Origin of the sequence: Aestuariimicrobium soli, from assembly GCF_051192575.1 — a bacterium.
Classification (GTDB): domain Bacteria; phylum Actinomycetota; class Actinomycetes; order Propionibacteriales; family Propionibacteriaceae; genus Aestuariimicrobium; species Aestuariimicrobium soli.
In genome coordinates this window covers 442,931-465,407 of record NZ_JBPJSQ010000003.1, presented here as the reverse complement: position 1 = coordinate 465,407, position 22,477 = coordinate 442,931, and the positions used below count along the sequence as shown (strand labels likewise).

25 protein-coding genes and 1 tRNA gene are annotated in these 22,477 nt (G+C 69.8%); 19 read left to right on the top strand and 7 right to left on the bottom strand.

All coding sequences use genetic code 11. The features are described 5' to 3' along the window. Positions 1-94: 94 nt before the first annotated feature. The 10 genes from ACSDQ9_RS05910 to ACSDQ9_RS05865 all read left to right on the top strand — a co-directional run bounded on the left by ACSDQ9_RS05910 (position 95) and on the right by ACSDQ9_RS05865 (position 11,064). Positions 95-511 carry a MarR family winged helix-turn-helix transcriptional regulator gene (locus tag ACSDQ9_RS05910; protein ID WP_435144833.1) on the top strand — a complete coding sequence of 139 codons (417 nt, stop codon included), beginning with the start codon at positions 95-97 and terminating at the stop codon, positions 509-511. A gap of 4 nt (positions 512-515) precedes the next feature. Beyond that, positions 516-1,799, top strand: coding sequence for an MFS transporter (locus tag ACSDQ9_RS05905; RefSeq protein WP_435144830.1), 1,284 nt, complete (start codon positions 516-518; stop codon positions 1,797-1,799). 60 nt (positions 1,800-1,859) lie between these two features. Then, entirely contained in the window at positions 1,860-2,831 is a 972-nt protein-coding gene (locus ACSDQ9_RS05900; protein ID WP_435144827.1) for a DUF4031 domain-containing protein, read from the top strand. 66 nt (positions 2,832-2,897) lie between these two features. Continuing rightward, entirely contained in the window at positions 2,898-4,517 is a 1,620-nt protein-coding gene (locus ACSDQ9_RS05895) for an inositol monophosphatase family protein (protein ID WP_435144825.1), read from the top strand. 53 nt (positions 4,518-4,570) lie between these two features. Then, a complete protein-coding gene (gene dhaK / locus ACSDQ9_RS05890) occupies positions 4,571-5,584 on the top strand; it encodes a dihydroxyacetone kinase subunit DhaK (RefSeq protein WP_435144822.1) in 1,014 nt (337 codons plus the stop codon). Continuing rightward, positions 5,585-6,205 carry a dihydroxyacetone kinase subunit DhaL gene (dhaL, locus tag ACSDQ9_RS05885; RefSeq protein ID WP_435144819.1) on the top strand — a complete coding sequence of 207 codons (621 nt, stop codon included), beginning with the start codon at positions 5,585-5,587 and terminating at the stop codon, positions 6,203-6,205. 95 nt (positions 6,206-6,300) lie between these two features. Beyond that, positions 6,301-8,676 (top strand): dihydroxyacetone kinase phosphoryl donor subunit DhaM, encoded by a 2,376-nt coding sequence (gene dhaM, locus ACSDQ9_RS05880; protein ID WP_435144816.1) that lies wholly within the window; start codon positions 6,301-6,303, stop codon positions 8,674-8,676. Between the two features lie 18 nt (positions 8,677-8,694). Then, positions 8,695-8,919, top strand: coding sequence for a hypothetical protein (locus ACSDQ9_RS05875; RefSeq protein WP_435144814.1), 225 nt, complete (start codon positions 8,695-8,697; stop codon positions 8,917-8,919). Positions 8,920-8,962: 43 nt separating this feature from the next. Then, positions 8,963-9,772: a nucleotidyltransferase family protein gene (locus ACSDQ9_RS05870; RefSeq protein ID WP_435144811.1), complete on the top strand. Its 810-nt coding sequence runs from the start codon at positions 8,963-8,965 to the stop codon at positions 9,770-9,772. 23 nt (positions 9,773-9,795) lie between these two features. Continuing rightward, positions 9,796-11,064 carry a galactokinase family protein gene (locus ACSDQ9_RS05865; RefSeq protein WP_435144808.1) on the top strand — a complete coding sequence of 423 codons (1,269 nt, stop codon included), beginning with the start codon at positions 9,796-9,798 and terminating at the stop codon, positions 11,062-11,064. A gap of 31 nt (positions 11,065-11,095) precedes the next feature. Here ACSDQ9_RS05865 and ACSDQ9_RS05860 read toward each other — a convergent pair whose 3' ends face one another. Next, the gene (locus ACSDQ9_RS05860; protein WP_435144805.1) at positions 11,096-12,034 is read right to left on the bottom strand and encodes a cation diffusion facilitator family transporter; all 939 of its coding nucleotides are present in this window, start codon (positions 12,032-12,034) and stop codon (positions 11,096-11,098) included. 322 nt (positions 12,035-12,356) lie between these two features. Here ACSDQ9_RS05860 and ACSDQ9_RS05855 point away from each other — a divergent pair, with 322 nt between their 5' ends. The 5 genes from ACSDQ9_RS05855 to ACSDQ9_RS05835 all read left to right on the top strand — a co-directional run bounded on the left by ACSDQ9_RS05855 (position 12,357) and on the right by ACSDQ9_RS05835 (position 17,575). Beyond that, positions 12,357-12,908, top strand: coding sequence for a MarR family winged helix-turn-helix transcriptional regulator (locus ACSDQ9_RS05855; protein WP_435144802.1), 552 nt, complete (start codon positions 12,357-12,359; stop codon positions 12,906-12,908). After that, positions 12,905-14,569, top strand: coding sequence for an MDR family MFS transporter (locus tag ACSDQ9_RS05850; RefSeq protein WP_435144799.1), 1,665 nt, complete (start codon positions 12,905-12,907; stop codon positions 14,567-14,569). Before ACSDQ9_RS05855 ends, ACSDQ9_RS05850 begins: the two co-directional genes overlap by 4 nt. A 95-nt stretch (positions 14,570-14,664) precedes the next feature. Then, complete coding sequence (locus tag ACSDQ9_RS05845; protein WP_435144796.1) at positions 14,665-16,182, top strand: patatin-like phospholipase family protein; 1,518 nt, start codon at positions 14,665-14,667, stop codon at positions 16,180-16,182. Positions 16,183-16,212: 30 nt separating this feature from the next. Then, positions 16,213-16,285, top strand: a tRNA-Lys gene (locus tag ACSDQ9_RS05840). Positions 16,286-16,498: 213 nt separating this feature from the next. Beyond that, positions 16,499-17,575, top strand: coding sequence for a tyrosine-type recombinase/integrase (locus ACSDQ9_RS05835; RefSeq protein ID WP_435144793.1), 1,077 nt, complete (start codon positions 16,499-16,501; stop codon positions 17,573-17,575). Here ACSDQ9_RS05835 and ACSDQ9_RS05830 read toward each other — a convergent pair. The 6 genes from ACSDQ9_RS05830 to ACSDQ9_RS05805 all read right to left on the bottom strand — a co-directional run bounded on the left by ACSDQ9_RS05830 (position 17,572) and on the right by ACSDQ9_RS05805 (position 21,233). Then, a complete protein-coding gene (locus ACSDQ9_RS05830; protein ID WP_435144790.1) occupies positions 17,572-17,781 on the bottom strand; it encodes a hypothetical protein in 210 nt (69 codons plus the stop codon). The two genes, ACSDQ9_RS05835 and ACSDQ9_RS05830, sit on opposite strands and share 4 nt — an antisense overlap. Next, positions 17,766-18,320, bottom strand: a complete 555-nt coding sequence (locus tag ACSDQ9_RS05825; protein WP_435144788.1) for a hypothetical protein — start codon at positions 18,318-18,320, stop codon at positions 17,766-17,768. Before ACSDQ9_RS05825 ends, ACSDQ9_RS05830 begins: the two co-directional genes overlap by 16 nt. After that, positions 18,317-18,748: an ImmA/IrrE family metallo-endopeptidase gene (locus ACSDQ9_RS05820; RefSeq protein ID WP_435144785.1), complete on the bottom strand. Its 432-nt coding sequence runs from the start codon at positions 18,746-18,748 to the stop codon at positions 18,317-18,319. The genes ACSDQ9_RS05825 and ACSDQ9_RS05820 overlap by 4 nt, the downstream gene beginning before the upstream one ends. Positions 18,749-18,781: 33 nt before the next feature. Continuing rightward, entirely contained in the window at positions 18,782-19,303 is a 522-nt protein-coding gene (locus ACSDQ9_RS05815) for a hypothetical protein (RefSeq protein ID WP_435144783.1), read from the bottom strand. Positions 19,304-19,383: 80 nt separating this feature from the next. Next, complete coding sequence (locus ACSDQ9_RS05810) at positions 19,384-20,403, bottom strand: hypothetical protein (RefSeq protein ID WP_435144780.1); 1,020 nt, start codon at positions 20,401-20,403, stop codon at positions 19,384-19,386. Continuing rightward, positions 20,400-21,233 (bottom strand): helix-turn-helix domain-containing protein, encoded by an 834-nt coding sequence (locus ACSDQ9_RS05805; protein ID WP_435144777.1) that lies wholly within the window; start codon positions 21,231-21,233, stop codon positions 20,400-20,402. The genes ACSDQ9_RS05810 and ACSDQ9_RS05805 overlap by 4 nt, the downstream gene beginning before the upstream one ends. Positions 21,234-21,409: 176 nt before the next feature. Between ACSDQ9_RS05805 and ACSDQ9_RS05800 the strand changes: the two genes are divergently transcribed. The 4 genes from ACSDQ9_RS05800 to ACSDQ9_RS05785 are packed head-to-tail and all read left to right on the top strand — an operon-like array spanning position 21,410 to position 22,475. Then, complete coding sequence (locus tag ACSDQ9_RS05800; RefSeq protein WP_435144773.1) at positions 21,410-21,673, top strand: helix-turn-helix domain-containing protein; 264 nt, start codon at positions 21,410-21,412, stop codon at positions 21,671-21,673. Then, on the top strand, positions 21,612-21,854 hold the full coding sequence (locus ACSDQ9_RS05795) for a hypothetical protein (protein ID WP_435144959.1): 243 nt from the start codon (positions 21,612-21,614) through the stop codon (positions 21,852-21,854). Before ACSDQ9_RS05800 ends, ACSDQ9_RS05795 begins: the two co-directional genes overlap by 62 nt. Then, the gene (locus ACSDQ9_RS05790; RefSeq protein WP_435144770.1) at positions 21,851-22,177 is read left to right on the top strand and encodes a hypothetical protein; all 327 of its coding nucleotides are present in this window, start codon (positions 21,851-21,853) and stop codon (positions 22,175-22,177) included. Before ACSDQ9_RS05795 ends, ACSDQ9_RS05790 begins: the two co-directional genes overlap by 4 nt. Then, positions 22,170-22,475, top strand: coding sequence for a hypothetical protein (locus ACSDQ9_RS05785; protein WP_435144768.1), 306 nt, complete (start codon positions 22,170-22,172; stop codon positions 22,473-22,475). Before ACSDQ9_RS05790 ends, ACSDQ9_RS05785 begins: the two co-directional genes overlap by 8 nt. Positions 22,476-22,477: the final 2 nt, after the last annotated feature.

Sequence of the window (22,477 nt, the reverse complement as noted above, 5' to 3'; positions counted from 1 at the left end):
GCGTCAGCCTAGTGGGCGTGACCCCCCGAGGCGGTCGGCAGCCTATATGGTTAGCCCACGTAATCATTCCCCGCCAAGAACCGGGAACCCGGCTGTGACCCTTGCCACCTCGAACATCGCCCACGACCTGCGCGCGGCCTGCATGCGCATCACCCGCCGCGTGCGGCTGCAGGCGACCTCCATTCCCCCGCACTGGTTCACCGTGCTGGCCGCCCTCGACAACGGGGTGAAGACCGCCACCGAGCTAGCTGAGCGCGAGCAGGTCTCGGCCCCCAGCATGAGCCGCACGGTCAAGGAGCTCGAAGACCGCGGCATGGTCTCGCGCGCCGTCGACGAGGACGACCGCCGGGCCCGCATCCTGACGATCACCGAGGTGGGGCTGAAGGCGCTGCACGACGGCCGCCGCAGCCGCGACCACTGGATGGTCGAGCGGGTGCGCAGTTGCACCCCCGAGGAGCAGAAGATCCTCGCCGAGGCCACCACGATTCTCAACCGCCTGCTCGAGAACTAGGACGATGTCCACCACCTTCGCCAGCCTGTCCAACCGCAACTACAAGCGCTACTTCATCGGTCTCACCACCTCGAACATCGGCCAGTGGATGGCCCGTACCGCCCAGTCCTGGCTGGTGCTCATCACCCTCACGGGTGGCAACGCGGGCATGCTCGGCTGGATGACCACGCTCAGCTTCGCGCCGACGCTGCTGCTCGCCCCCATCGCCGGTTCGGTGGCCGACCGGGTCAGCAAGCGGACGATCATGAACTGCGCGGCCAGCCTGATGGCGATCGACGCCCTCGTGCTGTCGACCCTGGTGCTCACGGGCAACGTGCAGTTATGGCACGTCTTCCTGCTGGCCGGGCTCGACGGTGTCGCCGCGGCCTTCGACGGCCCCGCCCGCCAGGCGTTCGTCAGCGAGGTCGTGCCGCTGTCGTTGCTGCCGAACGCCATCTCACTCAACTCGGCCAGCTTCAACGGTGCCCGCCTGCTCGGCCCCGGCATCGCCGGCTTCCTGATCGCGATCGTCGACACCGGCCCCGTGCTGGCGCTGAACGTGCTCAGCTTCGTGGCCCTGATCGTCTCGCTGTCGAGCCTCAACCGGGCAGAACTGCACCCGGCCCGAGCCAAGGGCCGCGGCGGGCTCATCGAGGGCGTGCACTACGTGCGTGACCGTGACGACCTGAAGCTGTTGCTGTTCATCGCGTTCATGTTCGGCACGTTCGGCTTCAACGGCGCCATCTCGAATGCGGTGATGGCGACCGAGGCCTTCCACAAGGGCGCCGGCGAGTACGGCATGTTGGGTTCGTGGATGGGGGTGGGTGCCCTGGCTGCGGCGCTGGCGTCGGCGAGGCGGCCTCGTCCGCGGTTGAGGTACGTGCTCGAGGCGATGGCGGGCTTCGCGATCGTGATGTGCGTGTCGTCGATCGTGCCGACCTACTGGATGTTCGCGGTGCTGTTGATCGGGGTCGGCTACTGCTCGATCACGTGCATCATCACGGCCAACGCGCTGGTGCAGATGAGCACCGACCCGGCCATGCGTGGGCGGGTGATGAGCCTGTGGGGTGCGGTGATCCTGGGCGGTGTGCCGTTCGTCAGTCCCCTGATCGGGTGGATCGGCGACGTCTTCGGGCCGCGCTGGACCGTCGCGGTGCAGGGCATTCCGATCGGCATCACTTTCGTGCTGGTGACGCTGTGGGTGATGCGTTCCGACCGACTGTCGGTGGTGGTCGACCGCAACAAGCCGGCGCCGTGGCTGCGACTGGTGCGCGGTCAGGTCACCGAGGACGTGCAGATGGGCCGCTGAGCCCACCCCCGGCGGCAGGCCGACGCCCATGCCGAGGAGACCAGTGGAGAGAATGGACCCATGGCGATCTTGATCGACACCCCGCGGTGGCCGGCCCACGGCACCCTCTTCGGGCACCTGGTCAGTGACCGCTCGCTGACCGAGCTGCACCGCTTCGCCCGCAGCGTCGAGATTCCCCTGCGGGCCTTCGACCATGATCATTACGACGTGGCCGAGCGCCATCTCGAACGACTGGTGGCCGCGGGGGCGCTGCCCGTCACCTCCCGCGAGCTGGTGTCGCGCCTCACCGCGGGCGGGCTGCGGGTGCGCCGGCCCGAGAAGCTGCCGGCCGCGGCTTCCCTGATCGACCCTCTGCGAGCCCTGTGGGCCGACCTGGTGACAAACTTCCACAGGCGGGCTCGACCAACCGGCGCTGAGCGGGGGTTGGTCGAGCCCGCGTGTGGAAGTTTGTACGATGCCGGCCTCGGTGACGACCTGCTGGCCGCGTGGTCGGCGCCCACCCGCCACTACCACGACCCCCGCCACCTGTGGATGATGCTGGCGGCGCTCGACCAGCTCGGTGAGGCGACCCCGGCGCTGCGGCTGGCCACCCCCACTCTGCGGCTGGCCACGTGGTTCCACGACGCCGTCTACGACGGGGTGCCCGGGCGCGACGAGGAGGAGTCCGCCCGCTGGGCCGAACGCGCCCTGCCCGGCCTCGTCGACGACGCCACCGTGGCCGAAGTGGCAAGGCTCGTCCGGCTGACGACCACCCACCGACCCGACCCGGACGATGCCGCCGGCCAGGCTCTCAGCGACGCCGATCTGTCGACCCTGGCCGGGCCCGAGGCCCGCTACTGGATGTATGCCCGCGCCATTCGACTCGAGTACGCCCACGTCGACGACGCCGCCTTCCGCACCGGCCGGGCCACCGTGCTGCAGGGCTTCCTCGACACCCCGCGCCTGTTCCACACCGAGACCGGCCACCGACTGTGGGAGGGACAGGCCCGAGCGAACATCTCCCGCGAGCTCGACTTCCTGCTGCACGACTGACATCTCCCGCCCGCCCCCGACCCCACCCGAGCAACCCGACCACGACCCCAACCCCAGGAGCCCCGCATGCCCATGAACGTCTGCCGCGTCGTCGCCCACCGCGGCGATTCCGAGGCCGCTCGCGAGAACACTCTGGACGCCTTCCGCGCGGCCATCGAGGTCGGCGTCGAGGTGATCGAGCTCGACATTCGCACCACCGCCGACGGGGTCAGCATCGTGCTGCACGACGAGACCACCCTGCGGCTGTGGGGTCGACCCGGCGCCGTTGCCCAGCAGACGCTCGCGCAGGTCAAGGACCTGGGCGTCGGCGACCACCTGCGCATTCCCACCCTCGCCGAGACCATCGACCTGGTCGCCACCGCCGAACCCGCCCGGGGGTCCACCCGCCCGGTCGTGCTGGTCGACACCGTCGACGCGGACGATGCCGAGACCGCCTGGCACGAGCTCGCCCGGCACCCCCGGGTGGGGGACGGCACCGTCACCATCGAGTGGTGCGGCGATGCCGCAGCGATGGCTCGCATTCGGCAGCTCGACCCCGAGGCGACCGTCGCCCACAACCACCTGGGTGGTGACCTCGACCTCGAGCTGCTGCGGCGGCAACGTCCCGCCACCATCAACGTCGAGTGGATCCTGCTCACCCCCGAGCTGGTCGAGCAGGTGCACGGGTTGGGGCTTCGGCTGGCCACCTGGACCGTCGATTCCGCGGAACAGATGAGCTGGCTGCTCGACCTCGGCGTCGACCAGATCACCACCAATCGTCCGCGCACCCTGCGCCCCCTGGTGCCGGTGAACACCGGCGAGAACCTGATGGTCAACCAGCACTCCCCGCTCGCCCTGGCCTGGGCCGACGCCGAGACGCTGGCGGCGCGCACCGGATTGCCCCTCGAACGGGCCCGCTGGGTGCACGTCGCCCGCCAGGTCGCCGAGTGGACGATCCAGCACACCCGCACCGCCGCCCTGGGGCCGGTGACGGCCAAGAAGCACGCGGCTGACGTGGTGACCGCGGTCGACGTCGCCGTCGAGGAGCGGGTCCGCGCCCTGATCACCGCCGCCTTCCCCGACCATCTGGTGGTTGGCGAGGAACTCGGCGGCAGCAGCGAGCCGGGCCGTCCGACCTGGTACCTCGACCCGGTCGACGGCACCACCAACCTCGCCAATCACCTGCCGTGGACGTCGATGAGTCTCGCCCTGGCGATCGACGACGAGCCGGTGGTGGCGGTGGTGGCGCAGCCCTGGTCGGGCGAGATCTTCCTGGCCGTGCGCGGCCTCGGGGCCGTGCGCAACGGGGTTCCCCTGCAGCTGGGCGCGGTGCGTTCGCTCGAGGGACGAGCCCTGCTCACCGAACTGGCGGCCCACGAACCGTGGCCGGGCATGCAGGCGTTCATGGCCAGCCTGGCCGAGGCCCACGTCACCACCCGCATCATGGGTTCGGGCACGCTGACGATGACCCGCATCGCCGACGGTGGCGGCATCGCCGGCCTGGTGCACGAGTTCCACGCGATCGACCACCTCGCCGGGGTGCTGATCGCCGCCGAGGCCGGGGCCCGCGTGGTCAACTCCGACGGCCATGACTCCCTGTTCCCGAGCGGTGGCGGCATGCTGGTCGCCGCCCCGGGAGCGGCCGAGAAACTGTGGCCGCTGTGGGAGCGGGCGCTGGCGGGTTCCACCCCCGAGACGGCTGGCTGAGGGTTCCGCCACATCTGGCACCACGGCGCCGGGCGCGGTGAGACGATGACGCCATGAAGAAGCTGCTCAACGACGCCAGTGCCGCCGTCCACGATGCCCTGCGGGGAGTGGAGGCCGCCCACGCCGATCGCGTGCGCGTCGACCACGAGAATCGGGTGATCCTGCGGGCCGAGCCCACCCGGGCCGGCAAGGTGGCGCTGGTGTCGGGTGGTGGCTCCGGCCACGAGCCCCTGCACGGCGGTTTCGTCGGCGTCGGCATGCTCGATGCCGCCGTCTGCGGTGAGGTCTTCACCTCGCCCACGCCCGACCAGATCATGGCGGCCACGACGGCCGTCGATGCGGGCGCCGGGGTGCTGCACATCGTGAAGAACTACACCGGCGACGTGATGAACTTCGAGATGGCCGCCGAGCTGGCCGATGCCGAGTCGGGCGTGCGGGTCGCGGCCGTCGTGGTCGACGACGACGTGGCCGTGCAGGACTCCCTCTACACTGCGGGACGCCGCGGCGTGGGCCTCACCGTGCTGCTGGAGAAGATCGTCGGCGCCGCCGCCGAAGAGGGTCGCGACCTCGACGCGTTGGTCGCCCTCGCGAACACGGTGATCGCCAACGGCCGCTCGATGGGCATGGCCCTCACCAGCTGCACCGTTCCGGCCGCCGGCAAGCCCACCTTCGAGCTGGCCGACGACGAGATGGAGCTGGGCATCGGCATTCACGGCGAGCCCGGACGAGAGCGACTCCCGCTCGGGTCGGCGAAGGAGGTGGCCGCCCAGTTGGTGCAGCCGATCCTGGACGACCTCGCGGCCAGCGAGATCGGCGCCGAGGGCGACGCCATCGTGATGGTCAACGGCATGGGCGGCACCCCCCAGCTGGAGCTGTACGTGATGTACGCCGAGGTGGTCGAACTGCTGGCGTCGAAGGGGGTCACGGTCGTCCGCAACCTCGTCGGGAACTACATCACCTCGCTCGAGATGGCAGGCTGTTCCGTGACGGTGCTGCGGGCCGACGAGGAACTGCTCGGACTGTGGGATGCACCGGTGAACACACCCGGACTTCGATGGGGAGCCTGAATGACTGACACCGCCGCCATTGCCGCTTGGTTGGCCGACTTCGCCGGCCTGGTGAGCGAGAACGCCTCGCTGCTGACCGATCTCGATCGCCAGATCGGTGACGCCGACCACGGCTCCAACATGGAGCGCGGCATGACGGCGGTGGCCGCCCTCGACCCGGAGTCGTTCGCCGACCCCTCCGCCCTGCTGAAGGCCGCCGGCATGACCCTCGTCAGCACCGTGGGTGGGGCCTCCGGGCCGCTGTTCGGCACCTTCTTCCTGCGGTTCGCCACGGCTGTCGACGGCACCGATCTGACGCCCACCCAGATCGCCGAGGGCCTCGAGGCTGGGCTGGCCGGTGTGGTCGCGCGTGGCAAGGCCGCCGAGGGTGACAAGACCATGATCGACTCCCTGGCTCCGGCTGTTCGGGCTTGCCAGGAGGCCATCGGACGAGGCGCCTCTCTGGCGGAGGCTTTGCGTGAGGCTGCCGACGCCGCGGCGGCCGGACGCGACGCCACCGAGCAGCTGGTGGCCCACAAGGGGCGCGCCTCGTATCTGGGTGAGCGGTCGAAGGGTGTGCAGGATCCGGGTGCCACCAGCGTCGCGCTGCTCATCGAGAGCGCCGCCCGCACCCTGGCCTGAGAGCTGACGAGCTGTGAGGGAGCCAGTCTTGCGAGGGGGCCAGTCTTGTGAGGGGGCCAGTGTTGTGAGGGGCTGGGTGTTGTGAGGGGCTCGGCGTGATCGGTGTGGTCGTGGTCTCGCACAGTGCGGCGGTGGCGCAGGCCGCCGTCGGCCTGGCCCGCCAGATGGTGCCCGCCGAGTCGGAGCTCGCGATCGAGGTGGCCGCCGGCACCCCCGGCGGTCGCTTCGGCACCGACGCGACCGCCATCGCCGCCGCGCTCGAGTCGGCCGATTCCGGTGACGGGGTGTTGGTGTTGATGGACCTCGGTTCGGCCGTGATGTCGGCCGAGTTGGCCCTCGAGTTCGTCGATCCCGACCTCGCCGATCGGGTGCGGCTGTCGTCGGCGCCGTTGGTCGAGGGGCTGCTGGTGGCGGCGACGAGTGCGGCCGCCGGGGCGCCTTTGGACGAGGTCGCCGACGAGGCCGACGCCGCCCTGACGGCGAAGCGGGAACACTTGGGCGAATCGTCCACCACCGAGCAGTCGCTGTCTGACCCTGATCCTGGCCCGGCGCCCGACTCCGGCCAGCCCGAGCGGGTGGCGGAGGTCGAGATCACCAACACCCATGGCCTGCACGCCCGCCCCGTCGCCACCCTGGTGGCCGCGCTGCGCGCCCTCGACGCGGTGGTCGAGCTGTCGAACGCCACCACCGGACGAGGCCCCGCCCCCGCCACCAGCGTGACCAAGGTGGCGACCCTGGGGCTCTCCCGCGGGCACCGGTTGCGCGTCTCGGCCCGCGGCCCGGAGGCCGAGCGCGCCGTCGCCAGGGTGGTGGAACTGGCCGCCGACGAGTTCGGGGAACGGGCCACCCCGCCCCAGAGCGCCATCCCTGACACCACGAGTCCCGAACCGACCTCGGCACCTCGGGCCGGCAGCGGCCGCCAGATCGTCCTCGCCCCGGCCGCGGTGCCCACGGCCGAGCTCGACCTCTCCGGGTACGAACCAGGATCGGACGAGGCCGGCCGCGCCCGCGCGGCCCTCGACGCCCTGCGCGGCGATCTCTGCGCCCGCGCCGACTCCGCCCACGGCGACATCTTCGCCGCCCAACTGGCCCTGCTCGACGATCTCGCCCCAACGATCGCCGACCGGGTGGCCGCCGGAGCCACGGCGCTCATCGCCAGTCACGACACCCTCACCGAGGTGGCCGAGGAGTTCGACCAGCTCGCCGACCCCCACCTGCGCGACCGCGCCCAGGACGTGCGTTCGCTCCGGCTGCAACTGCTCGGGCTGCTGATCGGCGACACCGACCACGCGCATCGTCCGGCGCAGGCCCACGGCGAGCACGTGTTGGTGGTCACCGAACTCGACGCGCTGACCGCCTCGTCGCTCGACCCCGCCCAGACGCTGGCCGTGGTCACGCTCACGGGCGGCTCGACCGGGCACGGCGTGCTGGTCGCGACCTCGCGCGGCATTCCGGTCGTCACGGGGCAGTCGGGTCTGCAGGTCGCCGCCGGTGACCTGGTCGCCGTCGATCCGGTCGACCGCCGCGTCTGGGTGAACCCCTCGGCGACCGAGGCGGACGACCTGCGGGAGCGCGCCCGGGAGCGAGCCGAGGCGGAGAACCGGGCCCTCGAACGGGCCGGCGAACCGGCGACCACCACCGCTGGGGCGACCATCGCCGTCAAGGGCAACGTCTCGAACCTGACCGATGCCCGTCTGGCCGCCGCCAACGGAGCCGACGGCTCGGGGTTGGTGCGTACCGAACTGCTGTTCGGAGACCTCGACCACGCCCCGACGGCCCGCGAGCAGGCCGATGCGCTGATCGCGATCGGCCGGGCCCTCGAGGGGCGACCGATCACGGTGCGCACGTGGGACGCGGGCGCCGACAAGCCGCTGCGGTTCATCCCCCAGCCACCCGAGGCCAATCCCTTCCTGGGCGAACGCGGCATCCGCACGATGCGCCGACTGCCCGACCTGTTCGACGAGCAACTGCGGGCCGTGGTGCTGGCGCACCGCGAGACCCCCGTGCGGGTGATGCTGCCGATGGTCACCACCCCGGACGAGGTGCTCTGGGCGCGCCGCCGCCTCGACGCGGTGACCGCCGAACTGACCGCCGAACTGGGGGGCGAACTGGGCGGCGAACGGGTCGAGCTCGGCATGATGGTCGAGGTTCCCGCGGCCGCCATCCGCGCCGGCGACTTCGCCGACCTGGTCGACTTCGCCAGCATCGGCACCAACGACCTGCTGCAGTACGTCAGCGCCGTCGACCGCAGCAATGCCTCGCTGGAACGGCTCACCCGCGACGCGGCCGACGCCGTGTTCGACCTGGTCACGATGACCTGTCTGGGTCTGATGGGGCTTCCCGTCTGCGTCTGCGGCGATCTGGCGAGCGACCTCGACGCGGTTCCCCGCCTGATCGCCGCCGGCATCACGGAGCTCAGCGTTCGTCCGACGATGGTGGGCTTGGTCAAACAGACCGTGCGGGAGTGCTGAGCGGGCTAGTTTGTCGGCATGAGCGACGAGCAGCAGTTCGACCCGTTGGCGGCCATCGAGGACGCCCAGCGCGCCGAGGAGATCGACGGCGATGAAGACCTCCGGCTCCCCAACTTGTCGTCCAGGGCGGACCCCCTCGAGCGCGAGGCCCCGCACGAGTCGGAGGACCTCGAGGAACCCGTGCTGACCGCCAACGGTCAGGTGGTGCCCGTTCCGGAGCACGAGTCCGCCGATTCCGAGTGAGCGGGTGAGGCGCGCCACCGCGCCCGCTCACTAGGCTGCGACCATGGCGAACACCAAGGCAGTGATCATGGCGCGCGGGCTGGGCTCGCGCATGCGCAAGCAGGCCGAGGGGGTCGAGCTCGACGCGGCCCAGCAGGCCGCCGCCGATGCCGGCGTGAAGGCGATGATCTCGGTCGGTCGCCCCTTCCTCGACCATGTCATCTCGGCGCTCGCCGATGCCGGGTTCACCGACATCTGCCTGGTGATCGGGCCCGAGCACCAGATGATTCGCGACCACTACGACTCCGTCGAGAAGCGGCGCGTCAGCATCACCTACGCGGTGCAGGACGAGCCCCTCGGCACCGCCAACGCCTATCTGGCCGCCGCCGACTTCGCCGGCGACGACAGCGTGCTGCTGGTGAACTCCGACAACTATTACCCCGCCGAGGCCGTCGCGCAGCTGGCCGACCTGACCACCTCGGGGCTGCTCGGCTTCGACGCGGCCGCCCTCGTGGAGCACTCGAACATTCCGGCCGATCGGGTCGCCGCCTTCGCCCTGGTCAGCGCGGACGAGCACGGCCACCTCGCCAGCCTGCTCGAGAAGCCCACCCCCGAGCAGTTGGCCGCGGCCGGCGACCACCCGATGGTGTCGATGAACTGCTGGCTGCTGGGGCCGGCCGTGCTCGAGGCCGCCCGGCACATCGGGCTGTCGCCCCGGGGGGAGTACGAGATTGTCGACGCCGTGCGCGCCGCCATCGAGGGCGGCGAGACCGTCACCCTGGTGCCGGTGAGCGGTGGCGTGCTCGACATGTCGAACCGCGGCGACATCGCCTCGGTGGCGGCCACCCTCGGCGAGCGCGAGTGCCAGCTGTGAGCGCTCCCTCGTCCCAAGCACAGGTGACCGATCCGCAGCGGCGCGACGAGGTGCGCTGGTTCGTGCCCGGGCGCATCGAGGTGCTGGGAAAGCACACTGACTACGCCGGTGGTCGTTCGCTGCTGGCCGCCGTCGACCGGGGCGTGACGGTGCACGCCGTCGCCGCCCCCGCAGACGAGGGTTCCAGCGGGGACGAGTCGTCCCAGCCGGAGTTCATCGCCACCACCGACGCCAATCCAGGGGAGGTGCGACTCGTGCCCGGCCGGGAATCCGGCCTGCCGGGTGGCCACTGGGGCAACTATGCGCAGACGGTCATCGACCGGCTGACCGCCAACTTCGGGCCGTTGCGGCCGGCCCGCCTGACGATCACCTCGACGTTGCCGCTGGCCAGCGGGATGTCGTCGTCCTCGGCCCTGCTGACCGGGATCGCGCTGGCGCTCGTCGACCTGAACGGGCTCACCGAGCACCCCGCGTGGCAGGCCAACATCACCTCGCGCGTCGACCTGGCCGGCTACGCCGCGTGCATCGAGAACGGCATGTCTTTCGGGTCATTGGTGGGCCATCGCGGCGTGGGCACGTTCGGCGGTTCGGAGGACCACACGGGCATGCTCTGCGGGGTCGAGGGCCATCTGGCGCAGTTCTCGTTCTGCCCGATCCGCGAGGAGGGTCAGATCGCCTTCCCCGACGACCTCTCGTTCGTGGTGGCGGTGTCGGGGGTGGCTGCCGAGAAGACCGGCGCGGCCCGCGACCTGTTCAACCGCGCCTCACTGTCGACGCGCGAGATCGTCGCTCGTTGGAACGAGGCGACCGGACGATCCGACGCCGTCATCGCCGATGCGCTCGGCTCCGGCCATGAAGGGGCCACGCGAGTCGAGATCACCGAACGCCTGCGGGGACTGGTGGCCGATGACACCTACCTGACCAAGCGGCTGCACCAGTTCGTGACGGAGTCCGACGAGATCATACCGGCGGCTGCCGAGGCCCTGGCCGCCGGCGACCTCAGCCGGTTCGGCACCCTGGTCGACACGTCGCAGCGGCTGACCACCACCGACCTGGGCAACCAGGTGGACGAGACCATCGCTCTGGCCAGGCTCGCCCGCGAGCTGGGCGCCGTCGCCGCGTCGGCCTTCGGCGCGGGCTTCGGCGGTTCGGTGTGGGCCCTCGTGCCGACCGCGGATGCCGAGCGGTTCGCCGAGCAGTGGCTGTCGGTCTACCGCGGCGAGTTCCCGCTGGCCGGTGTCGACGCCAGCACGTTGGTGACGAGGCCGGGGGCGGCGGCTCGTCCGATCTGAGGGCTCGGACGACCCCCGGGGGCTCGCGGCCTCAGATGTCGATGTCCTCGTAGGACCGGGGGTCCTCGATCGGCTCGAGGTGCATGGTGATGCGCAGTTCGGGCATCACCTTGAGCAGTTCCTCGGTGACGTCCTCGACGGCGTCGTGGCCGGCCTGCACGCTCCAGGCCCCGGGCACGAGCATGTGCACGCTCATGAACTGCCGTCGTCCGGACTCGCGGGTGCGCAGCGCGTGGAAGATGATCTCGTCGGAGGTGAACCGGTCGAGCACGGTCTGGATGGCGGCGTTGTCCTCCTTGGTGAGCGAGATGTCCATCAGGCCGGCGGTCGACTCGGCGATCAGCTTCCAGCCGGTGACCAGGATGTTGATGCCGACGGCGAAGGCGACGATGGCGTCGAGGCGGGTCCACCCCGTGAGCACGACCAGCCCGACCCCGACCAGCACGCCCACCGAGGTCCACACGTCGGTCAGCAGGTGGTGGCCGTCGGCCCGCAGGGTGAGCGAGCGGTGCCGGCGGCCGGCGCGGATCAACACCCACGCGACCAGCCCGTTCACCACCGAGGCGAGCACCGAGACGGCCAGACCGATGCCGACGTTCTCGAGCGGCTGGGGACTGAAGAAGCGGGTGATCGCCGAGTACATGATCACCGCGGCGGCGACGAAGATCATGATGCCCTCGACGGCCGCGGAGAAGTACTCGGCCTTGGAGTGACCGAAGTGGTGGTTCTTGTCGGGCGGACGAATCGCCACCTTCAGCGCGACCAGCGCCACGATGGCGGCCACCAGGTTCACCACCGACTCGGCGGCGTCCGAGAGCAGACCCACCGAGCCGGTGAGCAGCCAGGCACCGGTCTTGAGCGCGATGGTGACGATCGCGGCGGCGATCGAGAGCCAGGCGAAGCGGCTCAGGTCTTCGGGAGCGCGGCGGTGGTGGATGGAATCGGTGGGGGCGGTGGGAACGGCGGTCACCCGGGCATTGTCTCAGGGGCGACCGGGTGGGATCGAACCCGGCCAGTTCCCGGGCCTGGGTGGGCGGGGTCTCCGTGGATCACCGATCCGAATTGGTGCGCCGGTGCGAGTTCTTGCCAACCGGTGGCAAGAACTCGCGGGGTAACACCGTTTCGGATCGGTGAGGGCACGCGCTCACCACGCGATCAGCCGTGAGCGAACTGGATTCACTTGCATGCTGCAACCATCAGGCGCATGATTGCTTGCGGCCTGCAAGCAATCGCAGCCCAGGAGCCCCGAGCGACCCCACCCAGCCACACACCACTCACCGAAGGGAGCACCCGTGCCCACCCCACCCCTGCCGGATCTGCCCCCGACTCCCCCGGGACGCACCCTCGGCGACCACCTGATCCGCGTGGTCAAGCTGATCAGCGCCAGCAAGGCCCTGATCCCGTGGCCCCACCCCGACGTCGACCCGTTCCACTTCCCGCTGCTGTTCCGGGTGTGGGCCGAACCCCAGCGCCTCAGCGACCTCGCCCAGGCACTCGGCGCCGACCTTTCCACCACCTCGCGCCAGGTCTCGCACCTGACCTCACTGGGACTGCTGCAGAAGGTTCCCGATCCCCGCGACGGACGAGCCCAGCTGATCGACATCACGCCCGCGGGCAAGGACCTCGTCCTCCTGCTGCGCGAGCAGCGCAGCGCCTACCTCGGGCAGGTGCTCGATGACTGGTCGCCCGCCGACCGCGAGACCTTCACCCGCCTGCTCGCCCGCTTCACCGACGACCTCGATGCCGCCGTCCGCCAACTCCGCGAGGAGCGGGCCAGCGGCCTGACACCCACCGACCCCTCCACAGATCCCGCCAGGGATCCCTCCATCAGGAGCACCGAATGACCTCCACCGCCACCGCCGAGGCGCCCAGCGCGCGACCCGGCTCGTCCGACCACCCGGCACTGACCCACCGCCAGATCGTCACCATCCTGATCGGTCTGATGACCGGCATGTTCCTGGCGGCGCTCGACCAGACCATCGTCGCGACCGCCATTCGCACCATCTCGGACGACCTCAACGGGCTCAGCCAGCAGGCGTGGGTGACCACCGCGTACCTGATCACCTCGACCATCGTCACGCCGCTGTACGGCAAGCTGTCCGACATCTACGGGCGCAAGCGGTTCTTCCTGGCCGCGATCTCGATCTTCATCATCGGATCGGCCCTGTGCTCCTTCGCCGGCTCGATGTGGCAGCTCGCAGCCTTCCGCGCCGTGCAGGGGCTGGGCGCCGGCGGCTTGTTCTCGCTGGCCTTCGCGATCCTGGGCGACATCGTCCCGCCGCGCGAACGGGCCCGCTACCAGGGCTTCTTCCTTGCCGTGTTCGGCACCTCGTCGGTGCTCGGGCCCGTGGTGGGCGGCTTCCTGGCCGGGCAGTCGTCCATTCTGGGCATCACCGGCTGGCGCTGGGTGTTCCTGGTGAACGTGCCGCTGGGGCTGATCGCCCTCGCCGTCGTCGGACGCACCCTGCACCTGCGCCACCAGCGCCTCGACCACCGCATCGACTGGTGGGGTGCCGTGGCGCTGGCCGTCGGCGCCGTGCCGCTGCTGCTCGTCGCCGAGCAGGGTCGGGAGTGGGGCTGGGGATCGTTCCACTCGCTGGTCTGCTACGTGATCGGCGCCCTCGGCATCGGGGCGTTCGTGGCCATCGAGGCGCGCATGGGCGATGAGGCGCTGCTGCCCCTGCACCTGTTCCGCAACCGCACCATCGGTGTCTCCTCCGTGATCTCGGTCGTGATCGGCATCGGCATGTTCGGCGGCATCGCCATGCTGCCGCTGTACCTGCAGATCGTGCGCGGTGCCTCGCCCACGAAGGCCGGGCTGCTGATGCTGCCGCTGACGCTGGGCATCATGACCGGCTCGATCCTGTCGGGGCAGCTGATCGCCCGCTACGGCCGCTACCGCCCGTTCATCAGAGTGGGTGGGCTGCTGCTCACCGTGGCACTGGTGATGTTCGGCTTCCTGCGTTACGACACCCCCATGTGGCAGCTGATGGTGCCGATGGTGATCTTCGGCCTCGGGCTGGGCTTCATGATGCAGCCGCTGATGCTGGCCGTGCAGAACTCGGCCCAGCGCAAGGACATGGGTGTGGCCACCTCGAGCGCCACCTTCACCCGCCAGATCGGCGGCACCCTGGGCACCGCGGTGTTCCTGTCGATCCTGTTCTCGGTGGTGCCGCAGCGACTGACCGACGCCTTCACCCGGCTGGTGCCCGGCGCCGACTTCCAGGCCGCCGTGCACGACCCGCAGGTGATGCAGAACCCGGTGAACCAGGCCTTCGTGAAGGCGCTGCAGGCGGGCGACCGCGGTGCGCTGAACCCGCTGAACGACAGCTCGTTCATCCAGCAGCTCGACCCGCGGCTGGCGCGCCCGTTCCTGGAGGGGTTCTCGAACTCGATGAACCTGGTCTTCTTCGTCGGCGCGGCGGTCATGTTCGTGGGCTGGTTGGTGACCTTCCTGCTGCCCCACGTCGAGCTCAAGGGTGGCGAGCGGCCGATCGCCGAGTGACGTGACGCAAAGGTGACTGCTCGTCGCCGGGTGGGCCGGGTTTTCGGCCCTCACCGGCGACGAGCAGTCACGTTTGCGTCACCTACGCTGGGAGCATGCCTCGCTTCCAGTGGAGTGGCCTGCCCACCATGCCGTGGTCGCGGCGCGCCGACGCGGTCGAGGGCCTCGTGCTCTCGGGCGGCGGCTCCAAGGCCAGCTTCCAACTCGGCGCCCTGCGCTACCTCTACGAGGTGGTCGGCATCCGCCCCAGCGTGGTCGTCGGCACCTCGTCGGGGTCGATCCTGTCGGCGATGATCGGGCAGTACCTCGACCCGGACGACCAGGCCGCCGGGGTGCGCCGACTCGAAGATCTGTGGTTCGGCATGCGTCGCCAGTCGGAGATGTTCGCCGAGCGCCCCTGGTTCACCACGCTGCAGGCCCGCGGCCAGGAGTGGATGGCGCTGATGTCGACACAGTCCCGGCCGAGCCCGCGGGTGTCTGCCGCCCGCCGGGGAGTGCTGCGACAGCGCCCCACTGACGACGACCCGCCCCTGGCCGAGGAGGAGCAACTCAGCGGTCAGGCCGAGACGTTGCGGATCGCCATGGCCGAGCACACCCCCGAGTCGACCGGCTGGTCGCCAGGGTTGGCGATGCAACTGATGTCGAGCCTGCCCCGACTGCGCGGCGCCCCCGGCGACCTCGGCGCCATCCTGCGCGGTGCCGAGGCCAGCCGCTCGATGTATCGTCCGGGACCCCTGCTCGAACGCCTGCTGGACGAGGGCACCTACCGCTCCGACAAGGTGGCCTCGTCGGGGGTGACGGTGCGGATCGCCATGGTGTGCCTCGAGAGCGGCGACCTGCGGTTCATGCGGGAGGACGGGGTGCTGGTCGACCGGGACGACCGCGTCGTCGGCCACGCCCACCACGACTTCTCGCGCGGCGTGCTGGCCTCGTGCTCCATTCCCGCGGTGTTCGCGCCGGTGGAACTCGAGGGCGAGTACTACGTCGACGGCGGGGTGCGCGAGAACGTGCCGGTCGAGATGGCCGTGAAGCTCGGCGTCGACCGTTGCTGGGTGGTCAGCTCGGCTCCCTCCGACAACCCCGACGACACCAGCTTCGCCACGAAGTCCATCGCGCAGGTGGTGGCGCGGGCGACCGAACTGATGTCGGACGAGACCGAGCGCGACGAGATCGCCTACGCCCGCAGCGCCGGAGCCCGCGTGATCGAACCCGAACTGCCGGTGCACACCGCGCTGCAGGTCGACCCCGGACTGATCCGCATCAACCGCGACTACGGCTGGCTGCGCGCCGCCGAGGAACACCTCGACCTGCCCTCGGCCGACCGGGCGCGACACCGCCGGCTGATCGAGTTGCGGGTGGCCGCCCACCGGCTCGAGGCGGAACGGTTCATCGTCCGCGAGGGTGGCACGTCGACCGGATCGGGCGGGGCCGCGACCGAGGACGACCTACGGGCGCTCACCTCGATGAAACTCGAGATCGCCGAACTGGTGGGGCGGGCCAGGGCCGAGGCACTGCCCGAGGGGGCGGGTTCGTGGTCGTCGGGCTGGGAGGAGCACCCCGTGCAGCCCACGCGTCGGCCGCCGTGGGTGAGCCCGGCCGTCCGGGTTCGCTGAGGCACTGCTCACCCCCGCTACCATTGACGCGCCCCTATAGCTCAGTCGGTAGAGCAGTGGACTTTTAATCCATGGGTCCCCGGTTCGAGCCCGGGTGGGGGCACTGTTTAGCCTAGTCAGCGACACATCAGACTAGGGAGCACTCCGGTAGTCTAGGGGAGGTCGGTCTACCTTAGGGCTACCTAGATAGAGAGGTCTCACGATGGCTCAGCGACGAGGCAGGGGCGAGGGCTCCATCACGCAGCTCTGCTCGCCCAGATACGGGTGCCCGCCGGACAAGTCCGCCCATCGGTGCGGTGCTCCGTGGCGATGGACGATGAGCACCACCATCGGCGGCGTGCGGGAGCGGACGACCAGACAGGCGCCGACCAAGCGCGAGCTGCTGCTGATCCGCGCCGAGGTGCTCGAGCAGATGGGCGCCGGGGTCGAGCCGTCCACCATCACCGTGAGCGAGTGGCTCGACCGCTGGATGCAGACGGCCGAGCTCAAGGCAACCACGCGATCGGGGTATGAGTCGCACATCACCCACTCGATCAAGCCTCACGTCGGCAGAATCAGGCTGCAGAAGCTGACCTCCACCGACGTGCGCGAGATGATCCTGGCGCTGCGCACCGAGCCGTCACCGAAGACCCGCGGCACCGACCACCCCGCGCCGCTGTCGGCGGCGTCGATCCGGCAGGCGCACGCGATCCTCCGACGGGCGCTGACCGTGGCCGAGCGCGACCGACTCATCACCCACAACCCCGCGCGACACATCGAGCTGCCGAAGAACCGGGCCGAGCCGCATGCGATCCTCACCCGCGAGCAAGCCATGGCGGTCATCGACTGCACCGCTGACCTCGACGAGCGGGTGCGGATCATGCTGGCGCTCATGGTCGGACTGAGACAGGGCGAGGCGCTCGGGCTCCGATGGGGCGACCTCGACCTGGAGGCCGGGACGCTGACCGTCCGGGAGGCGGCGTCGCGGGTGCGCGGCGAGTGGGTGATGGACGAGCCCAAGTCCCGCAGGTCGAAGCGCACCATCCCGCTCCCCGCCGCGCTGCTCGACACGCTCAGGCTGCTCCGCATGGGGCAGTCGGAGCAGACCTACGTCGTGGGCGGTGGCGAGACTCCCGTGATGCCGCGCGCCGATCACAGCGCGTGGAAAGCCGCCTGCCGTCGCGCTGGCGTGCCCGAGGTGCCGCTGCATGGGGCGCGCGGGACGCTGGAGACGATGCTGATCCACGCCGGGGTGACGATCACCGACTCGGCCGCGATGCTCGGGCACGACCCGCTCACAGCCCAGCGGCACTACGCCCACGCCACGGAGCAGTCGCGGCGGGCGCTGGCCGACCGGATCGGCGGGCTGTACGGCGCGCCCGCGATCGAGACGGAGACGGTCAAGGGCGACTAGACGCCTCGGCGCGCCGCTCTCCCCCGGTCGCGGCGGTCGAGAATCCGCCGGCACTCCACCGGGTGCGTGGCTGCCACCTGCGGGTCGGCGGCGAGCTTGAGCGCGACCTGATGCAGGCGTGGGACTGACCAGCCGAGCACCTCTGCGGCGTCGGCCTGCTGGCGGCGCGACCCGAGGGCGGCGCTGAGGATCAGGTCAGTTTCCATGCAACCGACTCGCCGGCGCTGTTGGCATAACGAACCTCGGCCGCCTTGGTGTCAGCGTTCACCTCGAACACGATCCAGCCGCGAGCGCACTGTCCCGCCGGGACGGACTTGTCCTGGTCATTCGGATAGGCCGGGATCGGGTCACCGTTGTAGGTGGTGTGAGCCCAGTCGTAGGTGCCAGAGTTCGTATCGACCAGATTCCACGGGAACCACGTGAGTCCGATGGGTTCCGATGCGGACGCCTTCGAGCAGGCCTTGACGTCGACGGCCCACCCGATGCCCTCCTGCCGGGTGACCCGCTTGGAGCCGTAGACGGTGATGTCGACCACTCCGAGCTTCGCCGTTGAGCCGAGTTTCAGCACGCCACTGGTTGGCTGCGGGTCAGGGGAGGCGGTGACCGTCGATGTCACCGTCGTGGTTGCCGTGACGGTAGTGGCAGGCGGCGTGACAGTCACAGTCGAAGGTGCTGCAGCCTCCGCCCCCGAGCATCCAGACAGCGCGACCACGGCGAGCGCGGCAGTCGCGATGATCTTCCTCATGATTCCCCCTCAGTGATGTGTGGCTCGTCGGTGAGCCTCCGCCGGAGGTACGCCCTCTCGGCTGGATGCAGATGGTCCAAGCGTGCCTGCAGGGTACGACAGTCCACCCACAGCTCGTCGGCGGCCTCATCGAGACTGTGTGCCCACGCAAGCGCCTCCCCCACTGTCTCAATGTCAGGCAGTAGCCACCGCGCCGCCTCCCGCCAGACGGAAGCCTCGACGTCGGAGGGCTGGCACGAGGTGTGCCCGCGGTCGATGTGCACGAGCTCATGGGCCAGAGTGGTGCGACGCTCCCGCTGGGTGAGCCGGTCGTGGAGCCAAATGGTCAGGCCGTCAGTGACGCCCAGGTACGGCCGCGGCAGGTGGACGAAGTCAACGGTGAGGTGCGGCCGGCTGCTGAGCGCCTGCCATGGGTGCGGGACGGACATGTCCCGATCGTGCCGCGGGGCTCTGACAAAGAGTCACATGTGCCCGTCGAGCGCCTTCGGCACGGACTCCGACTGGGTGTAGGCCGAGTAGAGGCACACCACGATCAGGATGAACAGCAACCCCATGTGCAGGCCCACACCGACCAGGAGCGCGGTGGACGCCAATGCCGCCCAGCCCGACGTGATCGAACCGAGGAGGGCGAGCGCCATGATCAGCGCAGAGTCCAGGACTCCCACCAGTGCTGCGGCCACGGACTCATCGATGAGCGCCCGTACTGGCCACTCCCTGGCCCCTGTAGTCGAGTCGCGCATAGCTCTCTCGTTCATCCTCGAGCGCCACTGGCCCAGCAGGGAGAACGCGCCGAGGAGCGCGGCCGCCAGCAGGGCTGCCGCCGCGATCGCGACGCCGGCCCACTCGACGGGCAGCCCCGACTTCTGGTGCAGGATCGAGCGAGCCGACCATGCGGTCAGACCGGCCGCCAGCAACGGCAACAACACGAGCACCGTCCGGGCCGCATGGTCACCGGGGTAACTGTCCTGCTCACCGGCATCCACGCTCCGGACGCTCAGGGTCTTCCAGTGACCACGCACCAGACGGGTGAAATCGAACCGCGTCGTCACATCTGCCTCCCGAGCTAGTGAAGTCCCTCCAGGGTGTCATCCAGCACCGACATTCTTTCACGCACCGCCTCGAGCCACGCGGCCCCGGTCGGTCGCTCTCGGCCCTTGATCCGGTAGGTGAACTTGTCGAGCACGTCCCCCATCCGCACCTTGGCCATCGTGTCGTCATCGCCGATCCGCACGTATCCGTCGTTCATGTCCAGATCGTTGAGGGCATCGTCGTCGTACCCGAGGATCTTCACCAGCCCCCTGGTGCCCAGGCTCTGGCGCTGCTTGCCCGCAAGCCGGGCCCACACGCGCAACCGGTCGCGCTCCGCTCTGTCGAGCCCGCGCGCGACCAAGTGCCGGTCGACAGCCTTCCTCTTGCCCTGGTCGTCGTGCGTGATCCGTTGCAGGTGCACTTCGGTCTCGTCGGAGTCGAGCAGCTTCTGGAAGAACTGGGGGTCGGTGGCCTGATGGGCGCTCAGCCCCCACCAGGCGGGTGGGAGCCCCTCCGCGGGTTCGGCCGCCCATCCGACCTGCCGACTGGCCAGCGCCAGGAGGCACTCAACCGCGCCCACCGGAGCGTTGCGCCCCACGGCCTCGACTGCCAGCAGCCCGTCGCTCGCATCCTTGGGCACCACGAGGTGCGCCCGGAAGTCGTGAGAGGGGGCCTCCCGCTCCATCGGCCTGTCGCGCTTGGGCCCGATCGACGCCTCGAAGGCACCGACGTATCCCATGCGGAGTTCGAGGGTCAGGGAGTGTCGGTCGACCGAGGTGCTCACCAGCCGGCCAACGCGGGCCTCCCGGTCCGCGCCGGGCGCCATCGGGGACTCGGGCAGCTCGGTCAGGTCGGCCACGTCACGGCGCGAGTACCACAGGCTCAGAGGCGCCGGCCGGTCCCCCTCAGTGTCGGGCTGCTGCGCCTTCTCGATGAGGTCGAGGCCCTCCTTCACGTGGGCCAGGTAGGCCCAGCCGTCGCCGCTCCACGGCTTCGGGGTGCGACCCTTGCCCTCCCTCAGGCTGACGCTGTACAGCCGAAACCCGTACTTCATGCTTCTCCCCCATCCTGCGAATCCTCACCGGCACCGTCGTCCTCCGCGTCGCGCTCCCGAGCGCCGGTGGCGGCCGCCAGCTGGTCCAAGTTCACCTGCTGCCGACGCTGCTCGCGCAGCTGCTCGATGGTGGGCGGGGTCACCGCCGGGGGTGTCTTCTCAGCCTCAGGCATCCGGCCATCGGTCTGCTCCTTCCTTCGTCGTTGTTCGTACTCGCTCAGACTGCGGACGGGCTCACGCCCGACGGATCTTCTGTACCAGTCGCGATCCGACTCCCCGTAGGTCCACTTGACACTCATGCGCCCCGAGGGGATCCTCTCCGTCCCGCTTCGTTCGCGGCGACTGACGAGGCGATCGGCAATCACCTGCAGCAACTGCTCGTCCGAATAGAAGGTGAGGATCCCGCTCGGAGGGTCCTCGTCGGTGTCGGTGACGAGCCATGCCTGCATCTCCGCGGTTATGGCGTCTACGTCAGCCATGGAACTCTTGAACTCCTTGCTGCTCGCTCGCTCCTGGCGCTCGCCAATCCGGGGGAACCGGTGATCGAGGATCTGCTGCAAGAGATCAGCTGCATCGTCACGCGAGGCGGCGCGCAGCTCGTCGGGCGTGATGTCGAGTTCGAGCGCCAACCTCATGATCGTCTCCGCCGGAGCTGATACGGCGATGCGCTGACCGCCGACCGACTGGTAGCCCTTGATGATCTGCCGAACCCTGCCCTCGCTCATGTCGACCTTGCTCGCGAGCGCTCGCTGGCTGGTGCGCGACTCGTCGAGCCTGGCCTTGATGAGTCGCCCCTCGGGCGTTGCCATGTCTTCCATGTCCACCAGCATGCATGCGAACTTGTGCGAACGCTACCCACCCGTGGGGGCCGAATCTTCGCAATGACACGCTTGTGGTTCGGCAACACTCCTAGTCAGCCGCGAAGTGCCTACGTAGTATCGCGAAGTACTTGCGCTTCGCGATACTTCGCAGTACGGTTCTGTTCAAACCACCGCGGGGACACCGGATGAGCCCCCTCAATCACGAACCCGAAGCCCTCCGCTACGCGCTCGACAAGTCCGGCCTTACTCAGAAGCAGTTGGCAGAAGCTGTTGGCTGCTCGCAGTCGTTGGTGTCGGAGATGCTGGCGGGGACGAGGAACGCCAAGCCTGGACAAGGCCATTGCCCCCTGCCTCTCTGGCGCGACCGATCCGGAGGTCATCGACACCGTGAAGGCGCTGCTGCATCCAGTGGTGCGGCTGGCGGTGGAGTCCGGGTCGGGCGCGGTTGAGTCGGAGACGGCTGGCCCGTTCACGACGCGGTATCGCGAGGTTGGGCCCCTGTTCGCCGAGTCGACGCGCTCAAGCCTCCGCGCCCTATGTGGCGTCGAGGTGGCGGGCGTGGCTCGTGGGCAGTTCCCGCCCGAGGGTGGCTACGACACCCTGTTCCGGCGCCCGCTGGAGTTCCGGTGATCGCCTCGCATCCCGTCGGCCACATGGTGGCGTCGACGGGCGTCACGGGCGCTCACGGCAACGCGACGACGACCTACGCCCCCGCCGTGGAGCGGATGGTCTACGGGATTGCGCCCACGTCGTCGACGGAGCCGAAGACGGTCGGCAAGGATCGCGTGGTGGTGCAGCTTGAGGTGTTCTCGCCGTGGGCTGCGGCACCGGCTGACCGGCTGGTGATCGGCACTCGTATCTACGATGTGGTCGGCGAGTCGGAGGACTTGAATCGCGGCCCGTTCGGCTACCAGCCGGGCTACGTCATCAACCTGGTGCGCGCCGATGGCTGAGCGTCGGATGTTGCAGTTGGCACCGGATGCGGCTTGGACGGCGCTGCGCAAGTCGCCGGCTGTTGATGCTGCGGTGCTCAACATGGCGGTGCGGGTTCGTGACGCGGCGAACGCGTGGGCTGAGTCCCAGCCTCGCAGCGGCAAGAACAAGGTGCAGCGCCCTCATTTCGAGGTGTTTGAGGAGCCCGGCAAGCGTCGAGCCCGTTACACGGTGCGCCCGGCGACGGGTTACGCGACGTGGCTGGTGATGCAGAAGCCGGCTGAATTCATGGCATGTCTGGATGCGGCGAGGGGGTGAAC